Raw genomic sequence first — 26996 nt, forward strand, 5'->3', positions numbered from 1 at the left:
CCTCTCCTATCGGCTCCACTGGTTCGACAGCAGTTCAGCCTGCCTGAGAATCAACTCTATGACTTCCGGTGATTTATCCGGCGGGTACTTGTAGCGCTGCAGCGTCCGGCGCACCAGAATCCGCAGCCTGGCGCGCACGCTTTCCCGTACCTGCCAATCCACAGTGGTCGAGCTGCGAAGCTTATTGGTTACTTCTACTGCCAACGCCCTTAGCCTGTCGTCACCCAGCTCGCGTACCGCGCTTTCGTTGGTGATCAAGGCGTCGTAAAAAGCGATCTCGTCAGGGTTCAGGCCCAACGCCTCGTCGCGCTCCATATCGGCCTTGAACTGCCTGGCCATCTCAATCAGCTCTTCGATCACCTGCGCCGTTTCGATACCGCGATTGTTGTACTTGCGCAGCGTCTCCTGCAAACGATCCGAGTACTTTTTCTCCTGCACGGCGTTGGTGCGCGTTCTGGCCTTGATGTCGTCCTTGAGCAGTTTTTCCAAAAGCTCGACGGCCAGATTGCGATGCGGCATCTGGCGCACATCTTCGAGAAACTCATCGGAGAGCAGCCCGATATTGGGCTTTTCGAGCCCGCAAAGCGCAAACACATCCGTCACATCGTCGGCCTTCACGGCGTTATCGAGAATCTGCTTGAGCGCCGAGTTCTTCTGCGCCTCGCTCAGCGAGCGGTTCGTACTGGTATGTTTGACCAGCGCCGTCTTGATGGCCGAGAGAAACGCGATTTCCTTGTGCAGCGCTCTGGCTTCATCCAGCGTGCTGCACAGCGAATACGCCTTGGTGAGTTGCAGCATGGTATCAAGAAAGCGCTTTTTGCCATCGTCGAGGCTCAGGAGGTAGTTGGCTGCCGCCGGTAGCAGTTTGTGCGGTGCTTCTTCGAAGCCGCTGTAGTCGAAGCCTTCACGGTTGGCGCCCCTGGCAAACATGCCGTGAATAATATCGAGCTTCTCTTCCAGCACCGCGAAGGCTTCTTCGGCGCTGTAGGTGGGCTGCCCCCTGCCGCGCGAGTCGGTGTAGACCTTGAGGGCATTTTTCAGCTCGTTGGCGATGCCGATGTAGTCGACCACCAGCCCACCGGGCTTGTCCTTGAACACCCGGTTCACGCGGGCAATGGCCTGCATCAGATTGTGGCCCTTCATGGGCTTGTCGACGTACATGGTATGGCAGCATGGTGCGTCAAAACCGGTCAGCCACATATCGCGCACGATCACCAGCTTGAGCGGGTCGGCCGGGTTCTTGAAGCGCTTCTCCAGCCGCTTTTTGGTGGCTTTGTTGTAGATATGGGGTGTCAGCAGCGCACTGTCGGCGGCCGAGCCGGTCATGATGACCTTGATCGCGCCCTTTTCCGGGTCGTCGTCGTGCCAGTCCGGGCGGAGCTTGACGATTTCGCTATAGAGCCGGGCGCAGATGCTGCGGCTCATGGCGACGATCATCGCCTTGCCCTCGATGGCCTGATTGCGCATCTCGAAGTGATCGACGAGGTCCGCGGCGATACGCTGTAGCCGTGGCTCGGCGCCCATCAGTTTTTCGAGGCGGCTCCACTCGCCCTTGGTGCGCTCCCGGGCGCCGGTATCTTCTTCATCCTTGATGAGATCGTCGACCTGCTCTGAGAGCTGGTTGATTTCCTCACGGTTGATGTCGAGCCGCGCCAGGCGGGATTCGTAGAAGATCGGCACGGTGGCGCCATCGTCGACGGCGTCCTGAATGTCGTAGATCGAGACGTAATCGCCGAAGACGGCGCGGGTGTCCTTGTCCTCACTGGCAATCGGCGTACCGGTAAAGCCAATGAAAGAGGCGTTGGGCAGGGCATCGCGCATGTGTTTGGCGAAGCCAAAGGTGTACTGGCCGTCCTGCTTAAGCGTGGCTTTCAGGCCGTACTGGCTGCGGTGCGCCTCGTCCGAGATGACCACAATATTGTGGCGGCCGTTGAGAATCGGGTGGCCGCGCTCGTCGTCCAGCAGGGCAAACTTCTGTACCGTGGTGAAAATAATGCCGCCGGACTCGCGCTCGGCGAGCTTCTGGCGCAGGCTCTCGCGGTCTTCGGCCTGGATAGGGTCCTGCTTGAGCAGATCGCGAGCGCTACTGAAAGTGCCGAACAACTGGCCGTCAAGGTCGTTGCGGTCGGTCACCACGATCAGCGTCGGGTTGTGCATCGCCGGTTGCTGCAACAGCTTGCCCGCGTAGCAGACCATCGAGATGCTCTTGCCCGAGCCCTGGGTGTGCCATACCACCCCGGCCTTCTTGCTGCCGGGTTCAACTTCATCACCGTAGGTCGCGCGCTTTTCACCAACGCCCGCTGCAGGCTCTTCGGCGGCAATGACGGTTGCCTTGACTGCCTCACGTACCGCGTGGAACTGGTGATACCCGGCGATCTTCTTGATGACCCGCTCGGCGTCGATCTCGAACAGCACGAAATAGCGCAGATAGTCGAGAAACAGCGCCCGGTCGAAAAAACCCCTGACCAGCGTCTCCAATTGCCATTCGAGCAGCGGCTTGTCGTCTTCATTCTTGATGGTGCGCCACGGCATGAAGCGCTCCTGATCCGCCGTCAGCGAACCCACCCGCGCGGTGTAGCCATCGCTGATCACCAGCGCTTCGTTAGTGACGAACAGATCGGGGATTTCCGTCTTGTAGGTCTGTAGCTGGTTGAAGGCGCCGGTGATATCGGCGGTTTCGCTGCCAGGGCTTTTCAGCTCGATCACCGCCAACGGCAGGCCGTTGATAAAGGCAATCACATCGGGACGACGCAGTTGCTTGCCACCAGCGATAGTAAATTGATTGATGGCACGAAAGCGGTTGGCATCGATTTGGGCAAAATCGATCAGGAAAGCATGGTCGTGCACCTCATGCTCGTCCTGCTTGTAGATGACCGGCACGCCCTCCAACAACAGTTGGTGGAAGGCCCGGTTGCTCACAACCGGATCGAGGCTACCTGGCTTCGCCACCAGGCTCATCACCTGCTCCACAGCAGTCTCTGGCAGTTGAGGGTTCAAGCGTCGCACGGCCGACTCCAGGTCACCCAGCAATATGACCTGACGATAGTCCGGCCGCTCCGGGACATCTCCATCTGGAGCGATATCCGGGCCGCGGCAGGATTCCCAACCATTTTCGGCAAACCACGCCAAGCAGAGCTCTTCCAGTTGGCTCTCATTGATCATGGCCTGGCGCCTCCGTGATATAGGCCTGATGAGGGTGATTTGGCTTGGTTGGATATCTCAGCTTGAGCCGTCGCGCTCTGACCATGGGCTTTATGTAACGCAAACGCAGGTATTGCTCCGAACGGTTAAGCAGTTGCACCAGCTCATCCAACTTCAAAGCGCGCTGGGCACACAGCGCCAGGATAACGTTTTCCACTTCTGACTTGGAGGGTTTTGACTTATCTGCCACCGGTGCAGCAATGTCTCGTAGAGCCTCCAAAGGTACAGAATTGGCTCCCAAAGGTTCAGAGCTCGCCCCCAAAGGTTCAGAGCTCGCCCCCAAAGGTTCAGAGTTAATTAACGAATTTCCGGTATTCAGCTCCAAAGCACTAGAACCTGGATCGTCGTCCTGCGCGCTCTCCAACTCTGTGAAGATATCTTCCATATGCGCATCAGGTCGGAAATACACAGTCCCACGCCCAGCCCCATTCCTTAGGATCAGTTTTTTCTCCACTAATCCTGACAGGAGCTGGCTCAAATCCCGGGGATGGATGTCCAAAATGGTCATCATACGCCCGTGATCCACCGTTTTTTCGATAGAGGCCGTTACCAGGACAAGGCGCTCCTGATCTGAAAGACCGGCAAATACCTTTTCACCCAGGGAGTCGCGAAGCTTGGCCAGCACAGACTCCGGCACCAGGCTAAGCATATGCAGTTCCAGCAGTGTCTGGTCGGAAGGCGTATGCACTTCACGAAGCACGGGCTTACGCCAGTGCTGGCTTGACCAACCCTGAAAGATCTTGGGGAGCCCCGAACCTGCGTTCTCGCCCAGGCCGATATAGCGAAACATGCTCTGCACCAGCCGATTGCGGCAGTCGCTGTATCCTCCGGCCATAGCCTGATCTACCGGCACGCGCATTAGGCCGGGGTTGCGAAATCCGAACATGTCGGGTCGTTTGACTACTAGAATCGAAGCCCGCCCGGTGTAGTCTGCATGCACGAGGGTATTGACCAAAGCCTCACGTAACGCCTTATGCACCAAGGTATCATCCTGGCGCTGATCACCCTCGAGAGCGAAAGGCACCTTGAGATCGGCAGTCAGCTTGCGAATCACTCGACGATAGAAGTCGAATACGTTGCCCGACCAGCTACCATCCAGAGTCAGCCGATCGACCCAGCGCAGCTCCGCTTTGGGCTCAGGCCGCTCCTGATAGTCGAGCATATAGTTAGGACAGGCCTCGATAATGGCAACCTGCTGTCCGAACATCAGCAACCCGGCACGGGTAAGTCCCGAGCGTTCGGTTTCCCGATCCTTGCGCCAGCCACCGATTTGATACAGAAATGTCTGTGCATCCAATTGATTCCAGGGATGATCCGGCTGCCGATTGGCATACAGTTGGCGATACTGATTGAAGCTGTCGAAATCCAGATCGTCCAGGCCGAAGCCCCTCAGGATCTCGTTGTCGCGGCTATCTTCGACCTGCTCGGCCAGCATGCGACGTACCTGCTCCTCACTCAGTTGATGATCGGTACTATTAAAGCGACGGTAGCTGCCGGTAAGGGGATTACCACTTAGATATACCGGACGCTGCTTGCGAGTAGCCGCAGGGACATGGACATGCACCACAGCCTTGCCTTCAATCTCAAGGATGCGTACCCAACGTTCGCGCAGCAGGTTAACGCTAACCTTCTGAGAGTTATTAAGTCCGGTCCAGAGTTCGTCGATAACTTTCTGGGTATTGGCAACGCCGGCAAGCTCAAAATGCCCGCTGGCACGTTCCTTGACACCAAGAAAAATATCGCCGCCTTGAGTATTGGCAAAAGCACTGTAGGTCGGCCAGAACTCCCTGGGCAACGCACCCTTGCCGTCACGGCCCTGAGCCAGCTTGCACTCGACGTCCACGCTTTCACGCAGCGCGGCGATATCTTCCAGGGAATCGATTTCAAGCATTAAAGGCCTCGGCAGTCCATGTCACACTCTGCCGAATCTGGCAGTTGCTGGTTTATCTTTACGATGCCCCCACCGAGATCAGCTCGCAACAGCATTTGCCGGTAGTCCTCTCGCTCCGGCGATGCGCCGTCGTGGGCGATATCCGGCCCGTGGGCGGTTTCCCAGCTGTTTTCGGTGAACCACTCAAGGCAGAGCTGCTCCAGTTGATTTTCGGTCATGCCCCGCTCCTTGCCACCCGCTGAACTGCCAACGTCCGTTGACACGTTTTGTGTCATCGCTATACTTCACCGTAATACGCCCGGCGCCTCTTCACAGTTCACTGTGTACGCGCCGGTTCTCGTTTTGCCTTCCTGAATCGCTCACCTCCAGAGCGCCCACGCCTGCCAGTCGTCGATCACACCAACATCTCGAAGCGTGACCGCACCAGACGCCGTCTGCGGGAAATCCGCCATCAGCTTACGGAAGCGCTGATGCCATCGTGAGTTCGGGCAAATGATCCGCATCAGCTTCTGCATCAAGCAGAAATAGAAAAAGGGCCGCGCATTGTTCAACGTCTGCCAATAGGCGTCGTCGGCAAGCGGGGCCGAACGCTCCAGTACGTTGATGTTCCAGAGGCGGCTGTGATGCGCCGAAACGTTACGGATGAAATTCAAACTCCGCAGCCACTCCGCCAATGCTCGGCCACTCGTCGCGCCGTATTTGGCGGCGATCCGATCCTGATCCGGTTGTTTCATGCCGGCGTAGAGCTTGGACATCATGCCGAAATCCCACACCTCGACCGCGACCCAGATCGGCAACCGGCCATACTTGCTGAGATAATGCGCGACGAAGGGTTCACGGCGGGCGCGGTGTAAGTGCTGATGATATTTTTCCAGCCACAATTGATGTTGCGTCTTGTCCTTGGCCTTGCCTTTTTTCAGCAGTTGCTTACTGAAATGGCCATGCAGACACTGTGGATTTTCGTGGGCATGAATGTCCTGCTCACCCAGTAGGTGCGCAATATCCACCCGCAGCGCCATTTCGATGCGCTCGAGGGCATCGAGTGCCAGCAGGCGCAGCTTCTTGTCGAACACATAGAGATCGACCACTTCGCGAAAATGGCTATCGGCCACGAAGGCGTTAAGACGGCGCTTCACCAGCCGGCCGTCGTCATCCTGTGAGATTTCCAACTGCCGGAACGGATACCAATACCCGCTGAGCCGGTAGTAGCCGATCCGTGCCAGATAGCTCAACGCCGCCTCCCGGTCATCGACCTGCAGGCCACGCTCTACCAAAATCGCGAGCTGCTCTTCAAACGATTTCCATGGCTTGGCCGCTGGGGTCACGCCGTGACCTCTGATTGTGTTTCTTCGGCTTCCGAGGTCGTCAGCTCGCCGGAGAGGAGTCTAGGGAGGAGAGTGTCTCGCATCGCAGCAAGCGAAGCTAGCTCTTCACTATTTAACTTGATTTGCTCATCAAGAGCTTTGGCAGCCTTTTGAAAAGAAAACAGCACCTCATGAGGTGGTACAAGCTGCGAGACATCCTTAAGATTTTTTTGATTTATAGAACCAAATACCGTTCCTTCAGAATCATACGGCGAAAGCTCATGACCAAGCTGAATGACAGAATAGTAAGTGAAAGATGAGCAGCCGGATTTATGTCTAATCGCTGCCAAGCCACGTCCAATACAGCAGTCAATTAAAGCGATGTTGGCATCACCTACAGGGGCGCGCACACTCAGAAGTGTATCGCCCTGCCTTGCCATTCGCTTAGGTTGAGTACAGTAAACTCGATTAGTCGGAAATCTATCTCCGAAATCTCTACGCCCTTGGAAGAATGGTATACCTTCTCCGGTTTCATTATAGGTATTTCCGGGTGGAGATTGGCCCATAGTCACATCAAACTCTCTGCCGACCGTTGATACCTCCCACCCCTCCGGAATCTCTCCCAGCTCACTCGGCTGCATTGCCGAGGGAAACAGCGCGGCGGTATCATACAATTCCTGGTAGCGCTCGGGCTCTTCCTCACGCAGCGCGTCGAGCTCCGCCGCCGTCTTGCCGGATATCGCCTGCATCGCAGCGCGGTTCATAATCGTTTCCAGATCGCCAACCGCGGGCGGCTCGTCCAGCTCGGCGGCGTAGTAGACTGGGGATGCGGGTTCATTGTCTGGGTGGAGCGCCCACCACCGCTCGCGCGCGGCGATCCTGGCCTTGACCGGCTCGAAATCGACAAACCAGCTTTTGAAGAGGGCCTGGGCCATCTGTTCGAGGGTTTGGTTGATTTGGTGGTTAATTTGAATTTTGTCGTCGAGATTTCCGAGTATTTCGACGATGCGATTTTGTTCTGAAAGCGGTGGCAAATTTAGCTCAAACTTAGAGCAATCTGGAACCCGTATATGACTGACTACTGATCCAGTACCGTCATGCACCCGAAACTGATTTTGAAGATCCGCCGACAAGAAGGAATAAAGTAAGAATCTAGGGTGGAGAACGTCCTTATCGACACGGTACTGCATAATCCTTTGTCCTAAAAATACAGTATCGCTGAAGTCAACCAAGCCCACCTCTCCCATAGGGGCTTCTCTGGTGAGCAAAATATCATCTGGTTCGACGGTGGCCCTTCTCGTCCACTTTTGGTAAGTATCCTTTTCAACGTAGCGGCAATTCGTAAGGTCTATTCGACCGTTACGAATATTAGGCGTCCGAATCATTTTATACGGAGTTGCGTAGCTTACCTGCGGAGCGGTCTTATTGACACAGTCAATTATTAGCTCACATACATCTCTGATTTGAACTCGATTCCACTTAGCCCGAATTTCTCACGGGGTATAAAAGAAAGCGGCTGAAAGTGCTATGATTTCAAGAACCTAACCAATCCATCAAACACCCACAGCCGCTTCCAAAATGGTACCTGAAAAACTGACCTTCTCGCCACTCTCACGCCGCCAAATTGAAGCCGATTTCTCCGGGGGACACATCACCTCGGATGCGGGGTTGCTCCTGCTACGGAAAGTCGACAAGCAACATCGCCTGACGCACCGTCTCGCGTCGGCGCTTCATGATCCCCGGACACCGGAACAGGTTCGTCACAAGCTCGACACCCTGGTTCGTCAGCGGGTGTTCGGTGTCGCCGCTGGCTATGAAGATTTCAACGACCATGACGCCCTGCGCTATGATCAAGCTCTTCAGACGGCGCTGGGTGAAGAGGAAACGCTGGCGGGCAAGTCGACGTTGTGCCGGATAGAGCAGAACGCGGATCGGCAAGCGATGGTGAAGGCCCATGAGTTACTTTGGCATCACTTCATTGAACAGCATGACGAACCACCGAAAGAGATCGTGCTGGACTTTGATGGCACGGACATCCCGGTTCATGGTGAGCAACCCGGCAAGTTCTTTAACCGCTATTACGATCACCACTGCTACTTCCCGCTGTATGTCTTCTGTGGGCGCCACTTGTTGGTGAGCTATCTGCGCACCAGTGACCGCAGCGACAGCCGACATAGCTGGGCCATCCTTGCCTTGCTGGTAAGGTTTATCCGCCAGTACTGGCCCGATACACAGATCGTGTTACGGGGCGATAGCCACTTTTGTCGCCCCCGGATGCTGAACTGGTGTGATCGGCATCACGTCGACTACATCGTGGGTATCGGCAAGAACAGCCGGCTGCTCAAGGAAGTGGACGTCCCCATGATGCTGGTGCGCAAGACCCAGTGGCAGGTGGGCGGAAAAGTAGCGGGGACGTTCCGCTTCCAGTATCAAGCCCACTCCTGGAAATACCCTCGCTGGGTGGTGGCCCGTCTGGAAGAAGGCGAACGGGGTTCCAACCCCCGGTTTATCATCAGTTCCCGTTACGACGACGGCTTCAAGCTTTACTACGAGCAGTACTGTGCTCGAGGCGACATGGAAAACCGGATCAAGGATCAACAACTGAGCCTGTTCGCTGATCGCACTTCCAGTACGCACTGGTGGGCCAATCAGTGGCGGCTGATCTTGTCGGGGTTCGCCTATACGCTGTTCGAGCGGTTACGGACTTACCTGAAGAGCACGTCCTTCGCGCGTATGAGCCCGAGTAACCTGAGGCTCAAACTCATCAAAGTGGGCGCGGTCATCATCCGTAATACGCGTCGCGTCCGAGTGCTGATGAGTGACAGCTATCCCTATAAAACGGCGTTATCCGATCTCGTCAGACGGTTGGTACCGAGCTGAATGCACGGGCGCCCCCGGCCCGATGCAATGGGGGAAAGGGGGCAGTGTGCCTGAACGACGGGAAGTGGTTAAAAAGCAGGCAGCGTAAGTGGAGCCAAGAGGTGTTTAGCTGTGTTACAGCCTGAGCGCGGTACTGGCTGAGGTGCTATGAGAAATTCGGGTTAGAGCTCATACCCCAGCCCCCCAAGATTCCGCTTGATCTCCGCTTCCAGCCGGTCACTTTCCTCGAATTGCTCTTTCAACTGCGCTGTCAGCCGCGCCATCTTATCGGCGAAGGGTTCGCCGTCTTCTTCCTGCGCGGCGGCGCCCACGTAGCGCCCTGGCGTCAACACGAAATCGTGTTTTTCGATGGCGGCGAGATCGGCGGAGGCGCAGAAGCCCGGTACGTCTTCAAACGCGTCGGTGCGCTGCCAGGTATGGAAAATGTCGGTGACTCTGGCGATATCTTCACGGGTGAAGTCGCGCAGTACGCGGTCGCGCATATAGCCCTGCTGGCGGGCGTCGATAAACAGCACCTCCCCCTTGCGACGACGCTTCTCGACACCGTTGGGTGAAAGACCACCGGTTTTGTCGCGGGTCAGAAACCAGATGCAGGCGGGAATCTGGGTGTTGGTAAAGAGCTGGCCCGGCAGGGCGACGATGCACTCGACCAGATCTTTCTCGACGAGGCGGCGGCGAATCTCACCCTCGCCGCCGCTGTTGGAACTCATCGAGCCGTTGGCGAGCAGCAGCGCCATGCTGCCCACGGGGGCAAGGTGGTGCAGCATGTGCTGCAGCCAGGCGAAGTTGGCATTGCCTTTTGGCGGGGTGCCGTACTGCCAGCGTACATCCTCGGCCAGCGACTCGTGCCACCAGTCCTTGACGTTGAACGGCGGATTGGCCATCACGAAGTCGGCGCGCAGGTCCGGGTGCTGGTCATCGAGAAAGCTGTCGGCGTTTTTCCTGCCGAAGTTGAAGTCGATGCCGCGAATGGCCATGTTCATAGCGGCCAGCCGCCAGGTGGTGGGGTTGGACTCCTGACCGTAAATGGACACGTGCTTCTTCTGCTCGGCGGGGTCGTAGTGGTGTTCTCGGGCGTGCTCTTCGATGAACTTGTCCGACGACACAAAGAACCCCCCGGAGCCCATCGCCGGGTCATACACCCGGCCCTTGTAGGGCTCCAGCATCTCGACGATCAGCGAGACGATGCTTTTTGGCGTGTAGTACTGCCCACCCTGCTTGCCTTCAGCAAGGGCAAACTGACCGAGGAAGTACTCGTAGACGTGGCCGAGAATGTCCTTGCTGCGCAGGTTAATCGGCTTGCCATTGAGCGTCGGCTGGGTAAAAGAGGTATCCGAGAAGGAGTTGATCAACCCGATCAGCTTGTCGTTATCGACCTGAAAGCGGCTGATGCCTTCCAGCACGCCCTTGAGCTTGTCGTTGCTCTTTTCGATGGCCTCCAGGGCGTTGTCGATCAGCCAGCTCACCGAGCGCAGGCGCACGTCTTCGCCCTTGCTGTTCTGCCAGAGCACCGAGCCAATGGGTAGTGCGGCGCTCTCTTTCAGCGTGCTCCAGCGCGCCTCTTTCGGCACCCAGAACACGTTGGCCTCGCGGTAGTAATCGAGGATTTCCAGCTCATCATTGAGCGCCTGCTCGTACTCGGCGTCGCTGTCGTAATCCTCGCGCGGCAGGTAGTAGATGTTGTCGTCGGCGTCATCCTTGAACAGCGCGAGCAGCTCGCGCTGGCGTTCCTCGAAAGCATCGGAGACATACTTCAGAAAGATCAGCCCCAGCACCACGTGCTTGTAGTTGGCGGCATCCAGGTTGTTGCGCAGCTTGTCCGCGGCTTTCCAGAGCTTGTCCTCGAGCGCCGTCAGAAATTTGTGCTCAGTATCGTCCACATCTACCTCACAAAATGTACAGTCCCGAAACATTCAAGGAGCTGTTTCCGATATTATCAGTGAAGATTTTCTCGATCAGTTCGTGTCGCGACTCAACAATTCGATATAGCCACGATACGCAAACACTCGATTGCGCCTGTTGCCGGTCAATTCCTGCACCATACCCAGCTGCGTCTCCAATCCTTCCAGCACCCTGCCGATGGTAGCGGGCGTCAGCCCTGTCTCACGTTGAAGCGTGGCGACGTTCGCGATCGGATGACTGAAAAGGGCCTGCAGCACCTGGTTTGCCGAGCCCGAAAGACGGCCAAGCTCGCTCAGGCGCGCCCTGTCCTGCGCCAGTAGCGCATTCAACGACTGCGCCGTGGCAACGGCATGGCGGGCGGTATCGGCGATGGCGTCGACGAAAAAGAGCAACCAGCTTTCCCAATCGCCGGTCAGCCTCACCTGCTGCAGCTGTTCGTAGTAGGCCTGGCGGTGGCGCTTGAAAAACACCGAAAGGTAAAGCAGCGGCTCGGCAAGAATACCGGCTTGCACCAGAATCAGCGGAATCAGCAGACGCCCGAGGCGGCCGTTGCCATCCATGAAGGGGTGAATGGTTTCAAACTGAACATGCGCCAGCGCGGCCTTGATAACCGCAGAAGTGGCGACGGGTTCATCATTGAGAAAACGCTCGAAGGCGCTCCAGCAGTCGGCAAGCTGGTTGGCCGGTGGCGGTACGAAAGCCGCCTCGTCGGTGCGATGGCCGCCAATCCAGACCTGATTCTGGCGAAACTCGCCCGGTCGGCGGTGCGTGCCACGGCCATTGGTCATCAGTTCCTGATGCAGTTCCAATACCAGGCGAAAGGTGATCGGGTGACCTTCGCGAATGCGCTGCACCCCCAGGTTGAGCGCGCGCACGTAGCAGGAGACCTCCTGTACGTCGTCCATCGGCACGCCGGGAATGCCGTCCATCTCGTAGACCATGAGATCGCTTAGCGAGGATTGGGTGCCCTCGATCTGCGAGGACATCACGGCTTCCTTGCGCACATAGCTGTAGAGGAAAAGCTGCGTATCCGGCAGCAGTGTCGAGATACCGTCCAGTCGCCCCAGCGCGACGAGCGCCTGCGAAAGACGCTCCTGCAGCTTGTTGTCCAGCAAAAGCGGCGGATCGGGCGGTAGCGGTGCCGGCACGAAGGCGCGGCAGCTTACGCCACCGGCGATGCCGGGAAGGTAATGGCCTGTCACCCCACGCTGCATGGGCATACCCGCAAATTGAAATAGTGCCCAAGACTATTTCATTTTTCGCCATTTTTTAAAATAGCGGCAGCGGCTATTTTAACTTCTCTCGAAATCGATCCGAGCCGCCGGCCATGGCGATGGGGGATAACGCCGTTATGTACGGCAGGGAGGGAACACAGCAGAAGGCGGCTCAGTCGCTGTGGTTTGCCACCAGCCAGTGGCGCAGCACACCACGCCGTCCTCGAACACCTCGCTGGCGATCAGTTCGAACGGGGCCAGTGCCGCCATGCCCTGCGGACCCTGATAGTCGCAGATGGCGGGAATGCTGGTGGCGCCGTCGATCACCGGGCAGAGCAGGATACTGACCTCATCGATCAGCCCCGCCGCAATAGAGGCGCCGTTGAGAACACCACCGCCAGCTCGCGCTCGCCCCGCTCGCCCTGAAAGGGGGGCGGCGAGGCGGCGCCGTCGGGGCGGGTCTCGGCGGTATCCTGACGCGCTCTGGCCGTTGTCCCCGAGCCTTACTTCCTGCCCTGGTACTCGTCGTCGGTGACCTTCTCCATCCAGCTGACCGGTGAGCCGTCGATCGACTCCTGGATGGCGATGTGGGTCATGGCGACTTCGGGCGAGGCGCCGTGCCAGTGCACTTCGTCGGCGGGAAACCAGACCACGTCACCGGGGCGGATCTCTTCGATGGGCCCGCCCTTGCGCTGTACGAGACCCAGCCCGGCTGTCACGATAAGCGTCTGGCCGGCCGGGTGAGTGTGCCAGGCCGTGCGTGCGCCCGGCTCGAAGGTGACGGCGGCGCCGCTGGTGCGCCCCGGCGCTTCGGCGGCGAAAAGCGGGTCGAGCCGCACGGTGCCGGTAAAGTACTCTTCGGGCGGCTGAGCGGAAGGCTTGGAGCCTGCGCGACTGATATCCATTGGGTGCTCTCCTGATCCAGGTTTTCAGGTTGACTTCAACAAGAGCATAGCAGTCCGAGACCCGCTGCTATGCGTGTAATATCTTTTAGCACCCATGCAAAGAGTTCATAAATGCTAAGAGAGAACATGACCGGCCTTGTCGCCTTTGCCAGTGTTGCCCGCGCCGGCACCTTTACCCGAGCGGCGGCGCAGCTGGGCGTGTCGCAGTCGGCGCTCAGCCACAGCGTGCGCGATCTCGAGGAGCGGCTGGGCATTCGGGTGCTGGCACGCACCACGCGCAAACTGGCGCCAACGGCAGAGGGCCAGCAGCTGCTGGACAGGGTAGGCCCTCTTCTGCAGGAGATCGAACACGAGCTGTGGTCGCTGATGGAGCAGCGCGACAAGCCAGCCGGCAAATTCCGCATTACCGCCACCGACTACGCCGCCGATACGCTGCTGTGGCCCAGGTTGCGCCATGTTTTGCAGCAGTATCCGGAAATAAAGGTGGAGATCGTCAGCGACTATGAGCTGACCGATATTGTCGGCGACCAATTCGACGCCGGCGTGCGGCTCGGCGAGCAGGTCAGCGAGGGCATGATTGCGGTGCGCATTGGCCCCGATTTCGCCATGCGCGCGGTCGCCTCGCCGGACTACTTCAACGCCAACGGCCGGCCGCAAAATCCGCAGGAGCTGACCGGGCACAACTGTATCAATCTGCGCCTGCCTACCCACGGCGGCATCTATGCGTGGGAGTTCGAAAAGGACGGGCGCGAGATCAACGTCAAGGTCAACGGTCAGCTGACCTTTAACACCATCACGCCGATACTGAAGGCGGCCATCGACGGCTACGGTATCGGCTATGTACCGGAAGGGCTGGCGCAGGAGGCGATAGAGGCGGGGCAGCTGGAGGCGGTTCTGGAGGACTGGTCGCCCCCTTTCCCCGGCTATTTTCTCTATTATCCTCACCGGCGGCAGTCATCACCGGCCTTCTCGATTCTGGTAAAAGCGTTAAGTATGACGCAAGATTAAATGGCCTGATGCATGACCCTGTTTTTGATTTTTATGGCGCCTTGTACGATGTTGAAAAAATAAAATCTCTGGCCATTTTCTGATTTAAAACTTAATATTGGGAGGGCTTGCAGACCTCTCTTTCTCTTTCCCGAGCGTAAAATCTCGATCATGAAAACACCTCATAAGTGTTTTCATATCTCCTGCATGGCATCTGCCATGATGTTGTGAAATTGTGTTTCGGCAATGCCGTAATATCGTTTAACGAGCAATTCGTCGCTTCTGTATTGAGGCGCTATAGCCGTCGATAGTGCAGTTTCCTGCGCCGAATGTCGTCAACGGCAACATCACTCAAGGGAGAAATGTCATGAAAAAGGGAACGTTGATCGCCGCGCTGAGCAGCGTACTGCTGATCGGTACCGCGCAGGCACAGGAATCCGGCCAGCAGACGCAGATCACCCCTGCCGCCGAGCGCGATTCGCAGGTGGGTGGTGACGATATCTTTACCGGCCACGCTCTGATCAATCCGCTGTTCGGCAGCAAGCAAGCCACTCGCGCCACTGCCGGCGAAGTGGTCTTTTCTCCCGGTGCGCGTTCCAACTGGCACACTCATCCCGCCGGTCAGACGCTGGTGGTCACTTCGGGTACCGGCTGGGTGCAGGAAGAAGGTGGCGAGAAGCGTGAAATGAACGCCGGCGATGTCATCTGGGTACCGCCCGGCGTCAAGCACTGGCATGGCGCTACGGCGACCCATTCGGTCACCCATCTGGCCATCCAGGAAGAGGTTGACGGTAGCGCCGTGGAGTGGCTGGAAGCGGTCAGCGACGAGCAGTATAACGGCCAGTAATGGCCCGCTCGGTAATCGCCATGGCGGTTACCGAGGCGATCAGCCATCGCCGTTCATCATCCTGTTGTCGTCCATAAGTCGTCTATAAAAGGATCGATTACCATGCGCTCCGGATATCTATTTGCCCTGCTGCCCATCGCTGCGCTCGTTTCGGCATGCAGCAGCACCCCCAGCGACTCCTCTTCGCAACGCTATACGCCCAGCCCTTCGCAGGCCGAAATGCGTCAGACGTCGCCGGCCTTTGCCCACTATACCCAGGATGTCGTCCTTGATGATCTCTGGAACCGGCCGGGGCTGAATCAGCGTGACCGCAGTATTGTCACCCTCTCCGCGCTGATCGCGCAGAACCAGACCATCGAGCTGCCGTTTCACTTCCGCCGCGCGCTGGATAACGGCGTCACGCCGCTGGAACTCTCCGAGCTGATTACCCATCTGGCTTTCTACAGCGGCTGGGCCAACGCCACTTCGGCGACGGCGATTCTCAACGAGGTGTTCGACGAGCGCGGCATCAGCAATGCCGACACGCCGGCGATGCCCGAACAGCGCCTGCCGCTGGACGAGGAGGCCGAGCAGCAGCGCCAGAACATCGTGCAGGAGACTTACGGTGGCGTCTCGCCGGGCGTTTTGCACTACACCACCGACGTGCTCTTCCTCGATCTGTGGCTGCGTCCCGGGCTGGTACCGCGCGACCGTAGCCTGGTGACCGTCAGTGCGCTGGTCGCCACCGGCCAGGCGGAGCAGGTGACCTTCCACCTCAATCGGGCGATGGATAACGGCCTGAGCAAGGCGCAGGCGTCGGAAGTGCTGACCCAGCTGGCCTTCTATGCCGGCTGGCCGCGGGTCTTCTCCGCCATGCCGGTGTTCAAGTCGGTGTTTGAGGAGCGCGGCGTGCTGAATCAACCGGCAAACGACGCCTCGTGATGAGCGCTTTTGCCTGACCCTCCCAACGCGGCGCCCCTTGAAGGCGCCGCGTTGTGGTTGGGGCAGCGTCCGCAGCTTTTTGATCCCTCGCGCGCGAGGGATTCATGAACTGAGCTCCGGAGTGCTATCGCCCGGTCGCTGTTATCAATGGCCGTGCCCTGATCTAGCCTGATGGGCATGGATGACAGAGGTGAAGATCAGGGAGATGAGCCAATGAGTGACTATTTCGCAGACAGGGTGGCACTGGTCACCGGCGCTGCCATGGGCATGGGGTTTGCGACCGCCAGGGCTTTTGCACAGGAAGGCGCCAGGGTGGTGCTCTCCGATATCGATCGCGATGAGCTCGAAAAGAGCGTGCAGCGCCTGCGCGACGAGGGTTTCGAAGTGACCGGGATTGGCTGCGACGTCACCCGCGAGGAGCAGGTCGCCAGCCTCGTCGCGCAGACCGTGGCCACCTATGGACGGCTGGATGCCGCCTTCAACAATGCCGGCGTGCAGAGCGATGCCGCCGAGACCGCCGACGCCACCAGCGAGGAGTTCCATCGCGTCAATGCGATCAATCTGTTCGGCGTCTGGTGCTGCATGAAGTACGAACTGGCGCAGATGCGCGAGCAGGGTAGCGGCGCCATCGTTAATTGCTCGTCGCTGGGTGGCCTGGTGGGACTGCCGGGGCGCTCGATCTATCACGGCACCAAGCACGGCGTGGTCGGCATGACCAAAAGTACCGCGCTGGAGTACGCCTCGCGCGGTATTCGGGTCAACGCCGTCTGCCCCGGCACCATCGATACCCCCATGGTGTCGAGAATGGTGGAAAGCGGCGATCTGCCACTGGACGAGATCCTCAAGGAGCAGCCGATCGGCCGTCTCGGTCGGCCCGAGGAGATCGCCAGCGCCGTGGTATGGCTGTGCGGGCCGGGCTCGACCTTCGTGATCGGTCATTCCCTGCCGGTCGATGGTGGCTTTACCGCCCACTGACAAAAGCCGAGGCCGCGACGCCCGCCGCGGTCCATTGCGTGATGCCGGGAGGTCGCACGATATGATCAGTGTACGTCATCTGCTGTATGGGGCCTGCCTGCTGGCCGCTCTGCCGAGCGTCACGGTGCAGGCCGCAGCGCCATCCGATGAAAGAGGAGCCAACGCCATGGAGATCGTCTTTACCGTCGACGACCAGTCCATAACCGCGTCCATCGACGATACCGCGGCCGGACGGGCTTTTGTCGACATGCTGCCGCTGGAGCTCGAGCTTACCGACTACGGCAACGGCACCGAGAAGGTCGCCGATCTGCCCGGCAGTCTCCCCGGCGACGACGCGCCGGCCGGCTATCAGCCCGGCGTGGGGGATATCACCCTGTTTGCGCCCTGGGGTAATCTGGCCATCTTCCGCAAGGATTTCGGCTATGCCCGCGGGCTGGTCAAGCTGGGCCGATTCACCGCATCGTTCGATGCCATCGACCGTGATGGCCCGGTGCCGGTGCGTATCAGCAGGGCCTCGCCATAACGCCTCTTTCGCCATCACGATGACCACAATGCCGGTGGACTCAGCATGACCGACCGCAACGCTCACCCACAGCAGACCGCCGAAGCGCCGCGCGGCTGGCGCCTGATGGCCGTGCTGGGGCTGCTGATGGGGTTTGCCTCCATCTCGACCGATCTCTATCTGCCCGCCATGCCGGCCATGAGTCGTGCGCTGGGGGCGGATAACGGCATGATCGAGCTGACCGTCAGCGGTTATTTGGTCGGCTTCAGCCTTGCGCAACTGCTGTGGGGGCCGATCAGCGACCGCTTCGGCCGTCGCATGCCGGTCGCCGTCGGTCTGGTGCTGTTCATCGTCGGCTCGGCCGGCTGCGCGCTGGCCGACAGCACGCCGACACTGATCATTTGGCGGCTGCTGCAGGCCATCGGCGCCTGCGCCAGCGTAGCGCTGTCGCGGGCCATGGTGCGCGACCTGCATGACGGCGCGCGCGCTGCACAGATGATGTCGACGCTGATGACCGTGATGGCCATCGCCCCGCTGCTGGGGCCGCTGGTGGGCGGACAGATCGCCGCCATTGCCGGCTGGCGCGCCATCTTCTGGGTGCTGGTGGCGATCGGCGTACTGGCCCTGCTGGCGCTGATGACGCTGCCCGAAACCCTGCCCCGGGCGCGGCGCAGCGACGACGCCCTGCGCCGTGCGCTGCGCCACTACATGATGCTGGTGAGCCAGCCCCGCCTGCTCGGCTACGTGGGCGTGGGGGCCTTTTTCTACGCCGGCATGTTCGCCTATGTGGCCGGCACGCCGCTGGCCTATATCGACTACTACGGCGTCCCCTCACAGCTCTACGGCCTGCTGTTCGGCGCCGGCGTGGTGGGTATCATGGCGACCAATATGCTCAACGCCCGGCTGGTCGGGCGCTTCGGTGTCGACCGCCTGCTGCTGGGCGGGGCGTTGAGCACCATGCTGTGGGCACTGATGGCCGCCATCAACGCCTACACCGACTGGTTCGGTCTGTGGGGCATTGCCCTGCCGCTGTTTCTGTTCGTGGCGATGGCCGGTTTCATCATCGCCAACGCCATCTCCGGCGCCCTGCAGGACTTTCCCGATCACGCCGGCGCGGTGTCGGCGCTGGTCGGTGCCACCCAGTATGGCGGCGGCGTACTGGGTTCGGCGCTGGTGGGGCTATGGTCGGACGGCACGCCTGCCGCGCTCGGGCTGGTGGTCGCGCTGGGCGCCGCCGGCTGCCTGCTCAGCGCGGTTGCCGTGGTGCGTTCGCGCCGGCCGGGCTGAGCGCCGCGGCCGGATCGATCGTGTTTACTCTGTGACGCCGTGCTCCTGACGGATGACGATACGATCCCGCCCCGCTTCCTTGGCGGCGTAGAGCATCTCGTCGGCGCGGGCCATCAGCGTCTGCCACTGCTGATGAGTGTCGGCGCAGACCACGCCGAAACTGACCGAGAAGTGTACCCACTCGCCGTTCCTGGTCCTGACGGCGGCGGAGCGGATTGCCGACTGCAGGCGGCGCACCGCCTCCATCACTGCCGCCCGGCTCTCGGCCTGCAGCAGCAGAGCGAACTCCTCGCCGCCGAGGCGGGCAACCGGATCGTTGGCGCGTACGCCGGTCTGCAGAATATGCGCAAGCTTCACCAGCACATCGTCGCCCACCGGATGCCCGTGGGTATCGTTGATCGCCTTGAAGTGGTCGATATCGAGCATGATCAGGTAGATCACGCCCTCGCCCCGGGCGCTCATCAGTTGTTCGCCGGCACGCTCGAAGGCGCTGCGGTTGAGCAGCCCGGTGAGGCCGTCGGTGTCGGCCTGGCGCTTCAGATCACGCATGATGCGCGTGCGTTCGTCCAGCCGGGCTTCCAGCAGATCGATAGCGGCGAACAGCGGATCGAGCGTGGCATCATGCGACACACGTCCGCGTCTGCGCTGGCGGCCGTCGGCGAGGCGGATCACATCCTCACTGGCGCGCAAAAGCGGCAGCTGCAGGCGGCGATAGACACGCACCAGGGTCAGGGCAGTCAGCGCAATCGCCGCCCCGGCCAGCAGCGTCAACAGCAAAAAGCGAACCAGCGCCTGACGCTCGAGGTGCCGATAGCGCTGGCGCAGTTGGTCAATAAAGCGCTCACGCCACTCCCCAAGAGGTTGCATGGCGGCCACATAGCGATCGCTGAAGGTGGTGGCATCAAGGGTTGGCCGGCCTGCCCGGCTGTCGCGGATAACCTCATCGACCAGCGCCAGTCCGCGAACCATGTAGCGCTCCCGGGCCTGCTCGCGCAGCGCCTCGAGCTCGCCCCCGAACGCTATCCCGGCGGAGGTTTCCAGACCCAGCAGATACCAGTTGGCCTGTAGATAGCCGATCAGGCGGTTGATCTCGTCCAGCGTACTGTCAGGCAGCGGCACCTGCATGGTCAGCGGCGCGATGACCGCCGAGCCGAGCTGACCGGCGTGGTCGCGCAGCGTGCTCAGCGAGATCGCAAAACCGACCCGGCCATCCAGCTCGGGGGCCCGGTCGATGATCCGCGAACCGCTTTGCTGTATCCGCATCTTGAGGTGCGTGCTGACGCCGATCATGGCGTCGATCGCCTGCTGCAGCGCGGCGAAGCTGCGCTGTGCCGGCGGCGTGGCGATCACCGCATCGACGCGCTGGCGTGCCTGCGCGAGTGCTTCTTCGATGGCGGCGGCATCGAACGACGGCGGCAGTGCGGCCAGTGCCTCGTCGGTCGCGTTGCGGGCCGCGGCAAGTACCTCCTGCGCCGCTGGCTGCTGGTCGCTGCCGGAGGCCATCGCCACATTGGCCGGGCCACGCTCGGCGCTCAGCATCTGGGCGCTTTTCAGTACCTGATGCAGCTCCTCGATCAGTACCCGGTTGCGCCCGGCGCGTTCGTACTCGGTATAGAAATGCCAGCACAACCCAATGGCCAGCATCATCGACAGCATCAGGCCGGTTGCCGCACCGCTCAGAAGTCGCAATGCCGGTCCCGGGTGGCGCAGTCTTTTCAGTGCCGCTTTGCTCATGATGCATGCTCTTTGCCGTATTGCCGTTGCCGATCACGACAGTGACGATCGACAAACCGATGCCTGAAATCGTCAGGAGCGTTGCAGCGCTGCACGACTCGAAAGTGGTCCCTGCCGGCATTATGCTGATTCAGGCTGCCATATACTGCCTGCTATCCGAACCAGGCCTGTTTGAAACCTCCAGGAGAGATCATGAATATAGCCGAAGACGCTGCGCGCCAGTTGATCGACATCGTACGCCGCGCCGCGCGCGAGGAAATATTGCCGCGCTTTCGTATGCTCGATCCGCAGGCGATCGAGGCCAAGAGCGCTCCTGACGATCTGGTCACCATTGCCGATAAAAACGCTGAAGCGCTGATGACCCGCGAGGTGGCAAAGTGCTTTCCGAACGCGACCGTCATCGGCGAGGAGGCGGTCGCCGAGAACGCCTCACTGCTCGATCGCATTCAGGATGCCGAGATGGCGGTGATCATCGACCCGGTCGACGGCACCTGGAACTTTGCCCGCAATCTCAATCAATTCGGCGTGATTATGGCCGTGGTCAGCGGCGGCGAGACGGTTTTCGGCCTGCTCTATGACCCGCTGATGGATGACTGGGTTACCGCCAGCCGCGGTGAAGGCGCCTGGTATGGCCGTGCCGACGGCACTCGGCGCCGGCTGCAGGTGTCGGATACCACCCGTGTCGCGAAGATGGTCGGCTCCACCTCGCTGCGTCTCTTTCCGCAGGATACCCAGTACGAGCTGGCCGGACTGCTTCCCGATTTCGGCCGCATGATGTTCTTTGGCTGCGCCTGCCACGAGTACCGCACCATGGCATTCGGCTTTGTCGACTTCATGCTGACCGCCAAACTGATGCCCTGGGATCACGCCGCGGGCGTGCTGATCCATCAGGAAGCGGGGGGCTATGCCGCGCTGCTGGATGGTTCACCCTATCGGCCGACTTTGCAACAGGGGCGCATGATTGCGGCAAATAGTCGCGAAAGCTGGGAAGTTCTGCGGGAAAAACTCGATTTTCTGGCGCCCTGAGCGCATGCTCGAAATCCGATAACGGACGCACTGGGCGATAAGGTATACGCAATGTTACAAATGAATGGGTAATCACTCTCGTCATATCGCCCTTTGTTCGATAAGGTCTTAAGAATACTAAAAGATTGGTTGCCTGTAGTCGCTCCCGGTGGCGACCGATGACGGATAACCCAACAGCCTATAATGGCAACGAGCCTATGACCTCCGACGCTGGCAAGACTCAGCAGCATGATGCCAATCCTCTCGAGCTGGAAGAGCAGCTCTGCTTTGCCCTGTATACCTCTCAGCTGGCGATGAGCAAGCTCTACCGGCGTTTGCTGGGCGATCTGGATCTGACCTACTCCCAGTACCTTGTCATGCTGGTGCTGTGGGAGGAGGACCGGCGTACCGTTTCAGGCATCGGCGAGCGGCTGGCGCTCGACTCCGCCACCCTGACACCGCTGCTCAAGCGCCTCGAGGCCGCGGGACTGGTAACGCGCCGCCGTTCCCGGCAGGACGAGCGTCAGGTCGAAGTGGCGCTGACCGATGAAGGCAGGGTAATGAGCGACCGCGCTCGCAATGTCGCCTTTGCGGCGCGCAGGGCGACCGGCCTGAGCCGCGAGGAGTTTTGTCAGTTGCGTGATAGCCTGCGGTCTCTCAAGCATCACCTGAACGAGAACGTCTGAGCCCGGCTAATCCGCCGGCTCTGGAGGGACTGGTTGGCGTACAGGGCCTTCACCTCGCCCCAGTGCGCGCTGCATCACCACCACGTCCACCCAGCGACCGAATTTGAAACCCACCGCCTGCAGTATGCCGCAGCGCCTGAATCCGAGGCGCTCGTGCAGCGCGATCGAGCCGGCGTTGTCGCTGTCGCCGACCAGCGCGATCATCTGCTGCCAGGGGCCCGCCGCGCAGCGCTCGAGCAGTGCCGCCAGCAGCGCGCTGCCCACGCCGCGCCCGCCGGCATCCTGGCGTACATAGACTGAATCCTCGAGGCAGAAACGCCAGCCGGAGCGGCTATGATAGTAACCGGCGTAGGCGTAGCCCACCACCGCATCGTCGAACGTTGCCACCAGCCACGGTAGCCCGCTCCCGGTCACCCTGCGCCAGCGGGCGGTCATCTCCGCCACGTCCGGCGGCGTCTCCTCGAAGGAGCCCAGCCCGCGCTCGACGTGGTGGGCATAGATCGCCTGCACCGCCGCCATATCCTCTTGCGCGGCGGCGCGAATCAGTGGCTTGTCGTGATTGGCGGTCATGGTGAAGATCCCCTCGGCCAAAAGCCCTATCCTACAATGAAGAGCACGCAGGCGGCGGTCATCGATCCCATGACGACGTTGAAGATGCGCCACGCCCGGGGCGTCTCCAGAAAGCGGGCGATCACCGTGCCGAAGCCGGCCCACATCGAGATGCAGGGAAAGGCGACCAGTTCGATCAGAAAGGCCAGCATCAGGGCGTTGAGCAACGGTGACCCCTCGCTGGGCAGAAAGCCCGCCATCAGCGCCAGCCCCATGACCCACACCTTGGGGTTGACGAACTGAAACAGCGCCGCCTGCCATAGCGTCAGCGGCTTTGCGTCACCCTGGTGCTCAAGCTGCGGCGGCGGCGCGCTGGCGATTTTCCACGCGAGATAGAGCAGATAGAGGGCGCCTGCCACTTTCAGAATGTTCTGCACGGCAGGATAGCGCTCGAACAGCACTCCCAGCCCCAGCGCCAGGGCGGTAAACAGCACCAGCCCGCCGAGCAGAATGCCGAAGATGTGGGGCAGGGTGCGGCGATAGCCGTAGCGCGCGCCCGAAGCAGTCAGCATAACGTTGTTGGGGCCGGGCGTGCCGGTTGCGGAGATGGCGAAAAGGATGACGGACAGCAGCCAGCCGGAAGAGAGCATCGGACCTCCTTTGTATGGGTTACAATTATTGCTTTGGGAAACAATTTATAGATACAATGCAAGAATAAAGGCACTGAAGAGGGCGTCAATCGCTTTATTGATACCATGACAATCTGGACACCCCGACTCGCCGACAAGGGGCCACGCTACCGGGCGCTGGCCGAGGCGATCGAAGCGGCCATCGCCGACGGCGAGCTGGCGGCAGGCACCAGACTGCCGCCACAGCGCCGGCTGGCCGATGCGCTGTCGGTCACGGTGGGCACCGTGACGCGCGCCTACGCGCTGGTCGAACAGAAGGGGCTGGTCGAGGCGCGGGTGGGCAGTGGCACCTATGTGCGCGAGGCTGCCAGCGAGGCGTCGCCCTTTGTGCCCTCGGCCGGCTCGTCGCTGGAAGAGGATACAATCGATCTCGCCCTGTCGCTGCCGCCCCCCTCGCCGCGCCGTCAGGCGGCACTGGCGAGCGCACTGGGCGCTATCGCCGGTGACGGCGCCGCGCTGGACCGTGCCGTTAATTACCCACTGGGTGGCGCGCCGGCGCCGCATCGCAATATTTACGCGCGCTGGCTGGCACGGCTGGGGTTGCCCGTCGAGGCCGACGAGCTGTTGATCGATCAGGGCGGGATGAACGGTATCTCGCTGGCGCTGGGCGCGCTGCTGTCGCCCGGCGAGCGACTGGCCGCCGAGGCGCTGAGCTATCCGGGGCTGATCAGTGCCGCCCGCGAGCGCGATCTGCGTACCGTGGCGCTTCCCTTTGACGATGACGGCATCGATGTCGAAACGCTGGCGGCGCGCTTTGACCGCCAGCCGTTTCGCGCCCTCTACCTGATGCCCGATCACCACAACCCCACCACCGCGCGGCTGTGTGAGTCGCGTCGCGAGGCGCTGGTCGCGCTGGCTCGGCAGCGCGACTTCTGGTTGATCGAGGATGGCGTCATGCTGCTGCCGCAGGAGGAGCGCGGCACGCCGCTCTACCGGCTGGCGCCGGAGCGCACCCTGTTTCTCTTCTCGGTGGCGAAGATTCTCGGCGGTGGGCTGCGCGCCGGGGTGATGCGCGCGCCGCCGGCGCTGCACGAACGGCTGGCGGCGGTGCAGCGCCACCAGGTATGGGCGCCGCCGGCGCTCACCGCCCTGGCGGTCGATCACTGGCTGGCCAGCGGTGCCGCGGACGAACTGCTCGACTGGCAGTTCGAGGAGCTGGCGGCGCGCGAGTCGATCGTGCGGGAGCAACTGGGCGATTTCGATATCCGCCTGCGCCGTGGCGGCTTCTACGTCTGGCTGACACTGCCCGGCGAAATGCGCGCGGCGCCGCTGATCGAGCACCTGGCGCGCCGCGGCGTACGGGTCACACCGGGCGAGGCGTTCTGCGTCGGCAGCACCGCCGCGCCCCAGGCGATCCGCCTGTGTTTCAGCGCTGCCGGCTCGCGCGAGCAGTTGGCCCACGCGCTGGAGATCGTGCGCGAGGCGCTGTCGCGCCCGGCGCCGGCGCTGTGGCAGACGCTTTGAAGGCACGCTCGCCTGTTGGCGCAGCGCCGCCTATGCTGAAAAGTGGAGCGGTGAGGGGTGATTCAACGCACCGCCCACTGCGAGGAGACCATGGACTACGAACTCTACTACTGGCCGGGCTTTCCCGGGCGCGGTGAATTTATCCGTCTGGCGCTGGAGGCCGGCGACGCCGACTATATCGATATCGGCAACGCCTCTCCGGAAGGCGCCGAGGCGGTCGTTGCCCTGCTGCAGGGCGGGCAGGACGGCCATCCCCACTTTGCCCCGCCGCTTCTGAAGGCGGGCGGGCTGACCCTCTCCCACGTTGCCAACATCCTCTTCTGGCTCGGCCCGCGCCTCAATCTGGTGCCCGACGATGATGAAAGCCGCCAGTGGGCCAACGGCCTGCAGCTCACCGTGACCGACTTCACCGCCGAAGTACACGACCTGCACCACCCCCTCGGCCCGAGCCTCTATTACGAAGAGCAGAAGGCGGAGGCCAGACGCCGCGCCGACGCCTTTATCGACGCCCGGCTGCCGAGGTTTCTGCACTACTTCGAGCAGGCGCTGACGCACAATGCGAAAAATGGCGACTACCTGGTGGGCAGGCGGCTCTCCTATGTCGATCTGTCGCTGTTTCACATGGTGCAGGGGCTGCGCTATGCACTGCCCAATGCCATGGCCGCCAGCGAGGCGAGCGTTCCTCGCGTGATCGCGCTGCACGACAGCGTACGCGAACTGCCGCTGATCGATGAGTACCTGACCTCCGAACGGCGCCTGCCGTTCGGTGAAACGGGCATTTTCAGACACTATCCGGCGCTGGACATGGCCTGATCGCGCGCCGGTATCGCGCAAGAGAGGCGTTTGCGCTGTATTGACCCACGCCAGGTAACGAATGATAATCGTTTTCTTTCGAGAGCGGTTCGGGTGGGCTTTGACATGCGATGCAAGGGTTATCTGCTGCTGTGGGTGTTATGCGCCACGGCTCTGTTCCCGCCCTTGCCTGCGGCGGCGGCGACTTTCCCCCTCGAGGTGACCGATCTCGCCGGCCGTGAGGTCACCTTCGACAGGCCGCCGCAGCGTATTTTCCTCGACAATCCGCGCCATCTGTTCGCGCTGGCGGCGCTGCTCGACGATCCGGTGGCACGACTGAGCGGCTGGCGCGACACGCTCGACGGCTTCGATCACGAGGCACAGGCGCGTTTTGATGCCGCCTTCCCCGCTCTCGCTTCCCTGCCCACGCCGGGCAGCGCGTCGGCGCCGCTCGACCCGGAAGCGCTGGTGGCACTCGACCCCGACCTGGTGCTGTTCGATCTGGCTCGCCGCGGCGAGCTGGAACAGTCGTCGCTGACAGCGCTGCTGGCGGCGCTGGACATCCCCGTACTCTATATCGACTTCCGCGAGCACCCGCTGCGCGATACGCCCCCTTCGCTGCGGCTGCTGGGGCGGGTACTGGATGCCGAGCCGCGCGCCGCGCGTCTTGTCGCGGCGATCGCCCAGCGCCGGCAGCGTGTCGAACACTGCGCCGCCCGCGCCCCCGAGCGACCGCGGGTGCTGATCGATATTGCACCCGGTCTCAAGGTTGCCTGCTGTCGCAGCAATTTCGACTCGGGGCTGGCCGACCTGGTGAAGGCGGCCGGCGGTGACAATATCGCGGCCGGGCTGAGTCCCGGGCGGGAGAATCTGCTCAATCCCGAATATATCCTGTCGCATCCGCCCGACGTGATCGTGGCGACCGCCGCCCAGTGGCCGCGCGGCGGCTCGATTCGCGCCGGCTTTGGCGTCGACTCCGCCGTGACGCTGGCCGACATGGCCGCCGTGGTGGCGCGCCGACCGGGATGGGCGGATCTCGAGGCGGTACAGCAGGGACGTTTTCACGCCCTCTGGCACGGCCACCACCAGGGGCCTTTCGCCATTGTCGCACTGGAAGCGCTGGCCGGTTGGTTACACCCGCGCCAGTGTGGTGCGCTCGACCCCGAGCGCACCCTCACCACCCTCTACCGGCAGTTCATGCCGATCGCCGCCGACGGCACCTTCGAGGCCACCCTGCCGGCGGTAGAAGCGCCGCCGTAGG

The 26996-nt window shown here is 61.1% G+C and carries 23 protein-coding genes; 12 read left to right on the top strand and 11 right to left on the bottom strand.

From position 1 onward, the window contains the following. Positions 1-6: 6 nt before the first annotated feature. From H146_RS0100990 to H146_RS20505, 5 genes are all read right to left on the bottom strand, one after another. A complete protein-coding gene (locus H146_RS0100990) occupies positions 7-3162 on the bottom strand; it encodes a type I restriction endonuclease subunit R (protein WP_245558677.1) in 3156 nt (1051 codons plus the stop codon). Further along, complete coding sequence (locus tag H146_RS0100995) at positions 3152-5092, bottom strand: RNA-binding domain-containing protein (protein WP_026351663.1); 1941 nt, start codon at positions 5090-5092, stop codon at positions 3152-3154. The genes H146_RS0100990 and H146_RS0100995 overlap by 11 nt, the downstream gene beginning before the upstream one ends. Then, the gene (locus H146_RS0101000) at positions 5092-5310 is read right to left on the bottom strand and encodes a hypothetical protein (RefSeq protein WP_019949979.1); all 219 of its coding nucleotides are present in this window, start codon (positions 5308-5310) and stop codon (positions 5092-5094) included. The genes H146_RS0100995 and H146_RS0101000 overlap by 1 nt, the downstream gene beginning before the upstream one ends. Before the next feature lie 141 nt (positions 5311-5451). Beyond that, positions 5452-6417: an Abi family protein gene (locus tag H146_RS0101005; RefSeq protein ID WP_026351664.1), complete on the bottom strand. Its 966-nt coding sequence runs from the start codon at positions 6415-6417 to the stop codon at positions 5452-5454. Further along, the gene (locus tag H146_RS20505; protein WP_083920748.1) at positions 6414-7886 is read right to left on the bottom strand and encodes a restriction endonuclease subunit S; all 1473 of its coding nucleotides are present in this window, start codon (positions 7884-7886) and stop codon (positions 6414-6416) included. The genes H146_RS0101005 and H146_RS20505 overlap by 4 nt, the downstream gene beginning before the upstream one ends. Positions 7887-7974: 88 nt before the next feature. Here H146_RS20505 and H146_RS0101015 point away from each other — a divergent pair, with 88 nt between their 5' ends. Further along, positions 7975-9276 (top strand): IS1380 family transposase, encoded by a 1302-nt coding sequence (locus H146_RS0101015; protein WP_026351666.1) that lies wholly within the window; start codon positions 7975-7977, stop codon positions 9274-9276. Positions 9277-9437: 161 nt separating this feature from the next. Here the strand turns inward: H146_RS0101015 and H146_RS0101020 are convergent, their stop codons facing one another. The 3 genes from H146_RS0101020 to H146_RS0101035 all read right to left on the bottom strand — a co-directional run bounded on the left by H146_RS0101020 (position 9438) and on the right by H146_RS0101035 (position 13297). Next, positions 9438-11156 carry a class I SAM-dependent DNA methyltransferase gene (locus H146_RS0101020; RefSeq protein WP_019949984.1) on the bottom strand — a complete coding sequence of 573 codons (1719 nt, stop codon included), beginning with the start codon at positions 11154-11156 and terminating at the stop codon, positions 9438-9440. 75 nt (positions 11157-11231) lie between these two features. Further along, on the bottom strand, positions 11232-12380 hold the full coding sequence (locus tag H146_RS0101025) for a Fic family protein (protein ID WP_211213271.1): 1149 nt from the start codon (positions 12378-12380) through the stop codon (positions 11232-11234). Between the two features lie 515 nt (positions 12381-12895). Beyond that, positions 12896-13297, bottom strand: a complete 402-nt coding sequence (locus H146_RS0101035) for a (R)-mandelonitrile lyase (RefSeq protein WP_019949987.1) — start codon at positions 13295-13297, stop codon at positions 12896-12898. A 111-nt stretch (positions 13298-13408) separates the two neighbouring features. Here H146_RS0101035 and H146_RS0101040 point away from each other — a divergent pair, with 111 nt between their 5' ends. The 6 genes from H146_RS0101040 to H146_RS0101070 all read left to right on the top strand — a co-directional run bounded on the left by H146_RS0101040 (position 13409) and on the right by H146_RS0101070 (position 18816). Then, the gene (locus H146_RS0101040; protein ID WP_026351668.1) at positions 13409-14305 is read left to right on the top strand and encodes a LysR family transcriptional regulator; all 897 of its coding nucleotides are present in this window, start codon (positions 13409-13411) and stop codon (positions 14303-14305) included. A gap of 346 nt (positions 14306-14651) precedes the next feature. Then, positions 14652-15131: a (R)-mandelonitrile lyase gene (locus H146_RS0101050; RefSeq protein WP_019949990.1), complete on the top strand. Its 480-nt coding sequence runs from the start codon at positions 14652-14654 to the stop codon at positions 15129-15131. 102 nt (positions 15132-15233) lie between these two features. Further along, a complete protein-coding gene (locus tag H146_RS22030; RefSeq protein ID WP_019949991.1) occupies positions 15234-16052 on the top strand; it encodes a carboxymuconolactone decarboxylase family protein in 819 nt (272 codons plus the stop codon). Positions 16053-16265: 213 nt separating this feature from the next. Next, positions 16266-17027: an SDR family oxidoreductase gene (locus H146_RS0101060; RefSeq protein WP_019949992.1), complete on the top strand. Its 762-nt coding sequence runs from the start codon at positions 16266-16268 to the stop codon at positions 17025-17027. 61 nt (positions 17028-17088) lie between these two features. After that, the gene (locus H146_RS18080; protein WP_019949993.1) at positions 17089-17550 is read left to right on the top strand and encodes a cyclophilin-like fold protein; all 462 of its coding nucleotides are present in this window, start codon (positions 17089-17091) and stop codon (positions 17548-17550) included. Between the two features lie 45 nt (positions 17551-17595). Then, positions 17596-18816: a multidrug effflux MFS transporter gene (locus H146_RS0101070; RefSeq protein WP_019949994.1), complete on the top strand. Its 1221-nt coding sequence runs from the start codon at positions 17596-17598 to the stop codon at positions 18814-18816. A 24-nt stretch (positions 18817-18840) separates the two neighbouring features. Here the strand turns inward: H146_RS0101070 and H146_RS0101075 are convergent, their stop codons facing one another. Continuing rightward, the gene (locus H146_RS0101075; RefSeq protein WP_019949995.1) at positions 18841-20550 is read right to left on the bottom strand and encodes a GGDEF domain-containing protein; all 1710 of its coding nucleotides are present in this window, start codon (positions 20548-20550) and stop codon (positions 18841-18843) included. Between the two features lie 192 nt (positions 20551-20742). Here H146_RS0101075 and H146_RS0101080 point away from each other — a divergent pair, with 192 nt between their 5' ends. Both H146_RS0101080 and H146_RS0101085 read left to right on the top strand, forming a co-directional pair. Next, positions 20743-21576 (top strand): inositol monophosphatase family protein, encoded by an 834-nt coding sequence (locus H146_RS0101080; RefSeq protein ID WP_019949996.1) that lies wholly within the window; start codon positions 20743-20745, stop codon positions 21574-21576. A 197-nt stretch (positions 21577-21773) separates the two neighbouring features. Then, a complete protein-coding gene (locus H146_RS0101085) occupies positions 21774-22241 on the top strand; it encodes a MarR family winged helix-turn-helix transcriptional regulator (RefSeq protein ID WP_019949997.1) in 468 nt (155 codons plus the stop codon). A 6-nt stretch (positions 22242-22247) separates the two neighbouring features. On the opposite strand, the gene H146_RS0101090 is transcribed toward H146_RS0101085, so the two are convergent. Both H146_RS0101090 and H146_RS0101095 read right to left on the bottom strand, forming a co-directional pair. Continuing rightward, entirely contained in the window at positions 22248-22811 is a 564-nt protein-coding gene (locus tag H146_RS0101090) for a GNAT family N-acetyltransferase (protein ID WP_033195343.1), read from the bottom strand. Positions 22812-22837: 26 nt separating this feature from the next. After that, positions 22838-23440: a LysE family translocator gene (locus tag H146_RS0101095; protein ID WP_019949999.1), complete on the bottom strand. Its 603-nt coding sequence runs from the start codon at positions 23438-23440 to the stop codon at positions 22838-22840. 105 nt (positions 23441-23545) lie between these two features. On the opposite strand from H146_RS0101095, the gene H146_RS0101100 reads away from it, so the two are divergent. From H146_RS0101100 to H146_RS18085, 3 genes are all read left to right on the top strand, one after another. Beyond that, complete coding sequence (locus H146_RS0101100; protein WP_019950000.1) at positions 23546-24943, top strand: aminotransferase-like domain-containing protein; 1398 nt, start codon at positions 23546-23548, stop codon at positions 24941-24943. Positions 24944-25000: 57 nt separating this feature from the next. Then, on the top strand, positions 25001-25756 hold the full coding sequence (locus H146_RS0101105; protein ID WP_019950001.1) for a glutathione S-transferase: 756 nt from the start codon (positions 25001-25003) through the stop codon (positions 25754-25756). Positions 25757-25861: 105 nt separating this feature from the next. Continuing rightward, positions 25862-26995, top strand: coding sequence for an ABC transporter substrate-binding protein (locus H146_RS18085; RefSeq protein WP_156826639.1), 1134 nt, complete (start codon positions 25862-25864; stop codon positions 26993-26995). Position 26996: the final 1 nt, after the last annotated feature.

The organism is Kushneria aurantia DSM 21353, from assembly GCF_000382245.1.
Taxonomy (GTDB): domain Bacteria; phylum Pseudomonadota; class Gammaproteobacteria; order Pseudomonadales; family Halomonadaceae; genus Kushneria; species Kushneria aurantia.

Excerpts from the sequence above, each read along its gene's own strand:
- H146_RS0101080 (WP_019949996.1), top strand. The coding sequence starts at position 20,743 with ATGAATATAGCCGAAGACGCTGCGCGCCAGTTGATCGACATCGTACGC.
- H146_RS18080 (WP_019949993.1), top strand. The coding sequence starts at position 17,089 with ATGATCAGTGTACGTCATCTGCTGTATGGGGCCTGCCTGCTGGCCGCT.
- H146_RS0101015 (WP_026351666.1), top strand. The coding sequence starts at position 7,975 with ATGGTACCTGAAAAACTGACCTTCTCGCCACTCTCACGCCGCCAAATT.
- H146_RS0100990 (WP_245558677.1), bottom strand. The coding sequence starts at position 3,162 with ATGATCAATGAGAGCCAACTGGAAGAGCTCTGCTTGGCGTGGTTTGCC.
- H146_RS22030 (WP_019949991.1), top strand. The coding sequence starts at position 15,234 with ATGCGCTCCGGATATCTATTTGCCCTGCTGCCCATCGCTGCGCTCGTT.
- H146_RS0101000 (WP_019949979.1), bottom strand. The coding sequence starts at position 5,310 with ATGACCGAAAATCAACTGGAGCAGCTCTGCCTTGAGTGGTTCACCGAA.
- H146_RS0101050 (WP_019949990.1), top strand. The coding sequence starts at position 14,652 with ATGAAAAAGGGAACGTTGATCGCCGCGCTGAGCAGCGTACTGCTGATC.
- H146_RS0101095 (WP_019949999.1), bottom strand. The coding sequence starts at position 23,440 with ATGCTCTCTTCCGGCTGGCTGCTGTCCGTCATCCTTTTCGCCATCTCC.
- H146_RS18085 (WP_156826639.1), top strand. The coding sequence starts at position 25,862 with ATGCGATGCAAGGGTTATCTGCTGCTGTGGGTGTTATGCGCCACGGCT.
- H146_RS0101090 (WP_033195343.1), bottom strand. The coding sequence starts at position 22,811 with ATGACCGCCAATCACGACAAGCCACTGATTCGCGCCGCCGCGCAAGAG.
- H146_RS0101085 (WP_019949997.1), top strand. The coding sequence starts at position 21,774 with ATGACCTCCGACGCTGGCAAGACTCAGCAGCATGATGCCAATCCTCTC.
- H146_RS0101070 (WP_019949994.1), top strand. The coding sequence starts at position 17,596 with ATGACCGACCGCAACGCTCACCCACAGCAGACCGCCGAAGCGCCGCGC.
- H146_RS0101060 (WP_019949992.1), top strand. The coding sequence starts at position 16,266 with ATGAGTGACTATTTCGCAGACAGGGTGGCACTGGTCACCGGCGCTGCC.
- H146_RS0101100 (WP_019950000.1), top strand. The coding sequence starts at position 23,546 with ATGACAATCTGGACACCCCGACTCGCCGACAAGGGGCCACGCTACCGG.
- H146_RS0101040 (WP_026351668.1), top strand. The coding sequence starts at position 13,409 with ATGCTAAGAGAGAACATGACCGGCCTTGTCGCCTTTGCCAGTGTTGCC.
- H146_RS0101035 (WP_019949987.1), bottom strand. The coding sequence starts at position 13,297 with ATGGATATCAGTCGCGCAGGCTCCAAGCCTTCCGCTCAGCCGCCCGAA.
- H146_RS0101075 (WP_019949995.1), bottom strand. The coding sequence starts at position 20,550 with ATGAGCAAAGCGGCACTGAAAAGACTGCGCCACCCGGGACCGGCATTG.
- H146_RS0100995 (WP_026351663.1), bottom strand. The coding sequence starts at position 5,092 with ATGCTTGAAATCGATTCCCTGGAAGATATCGCCGCGCTGCGTGAAAGC.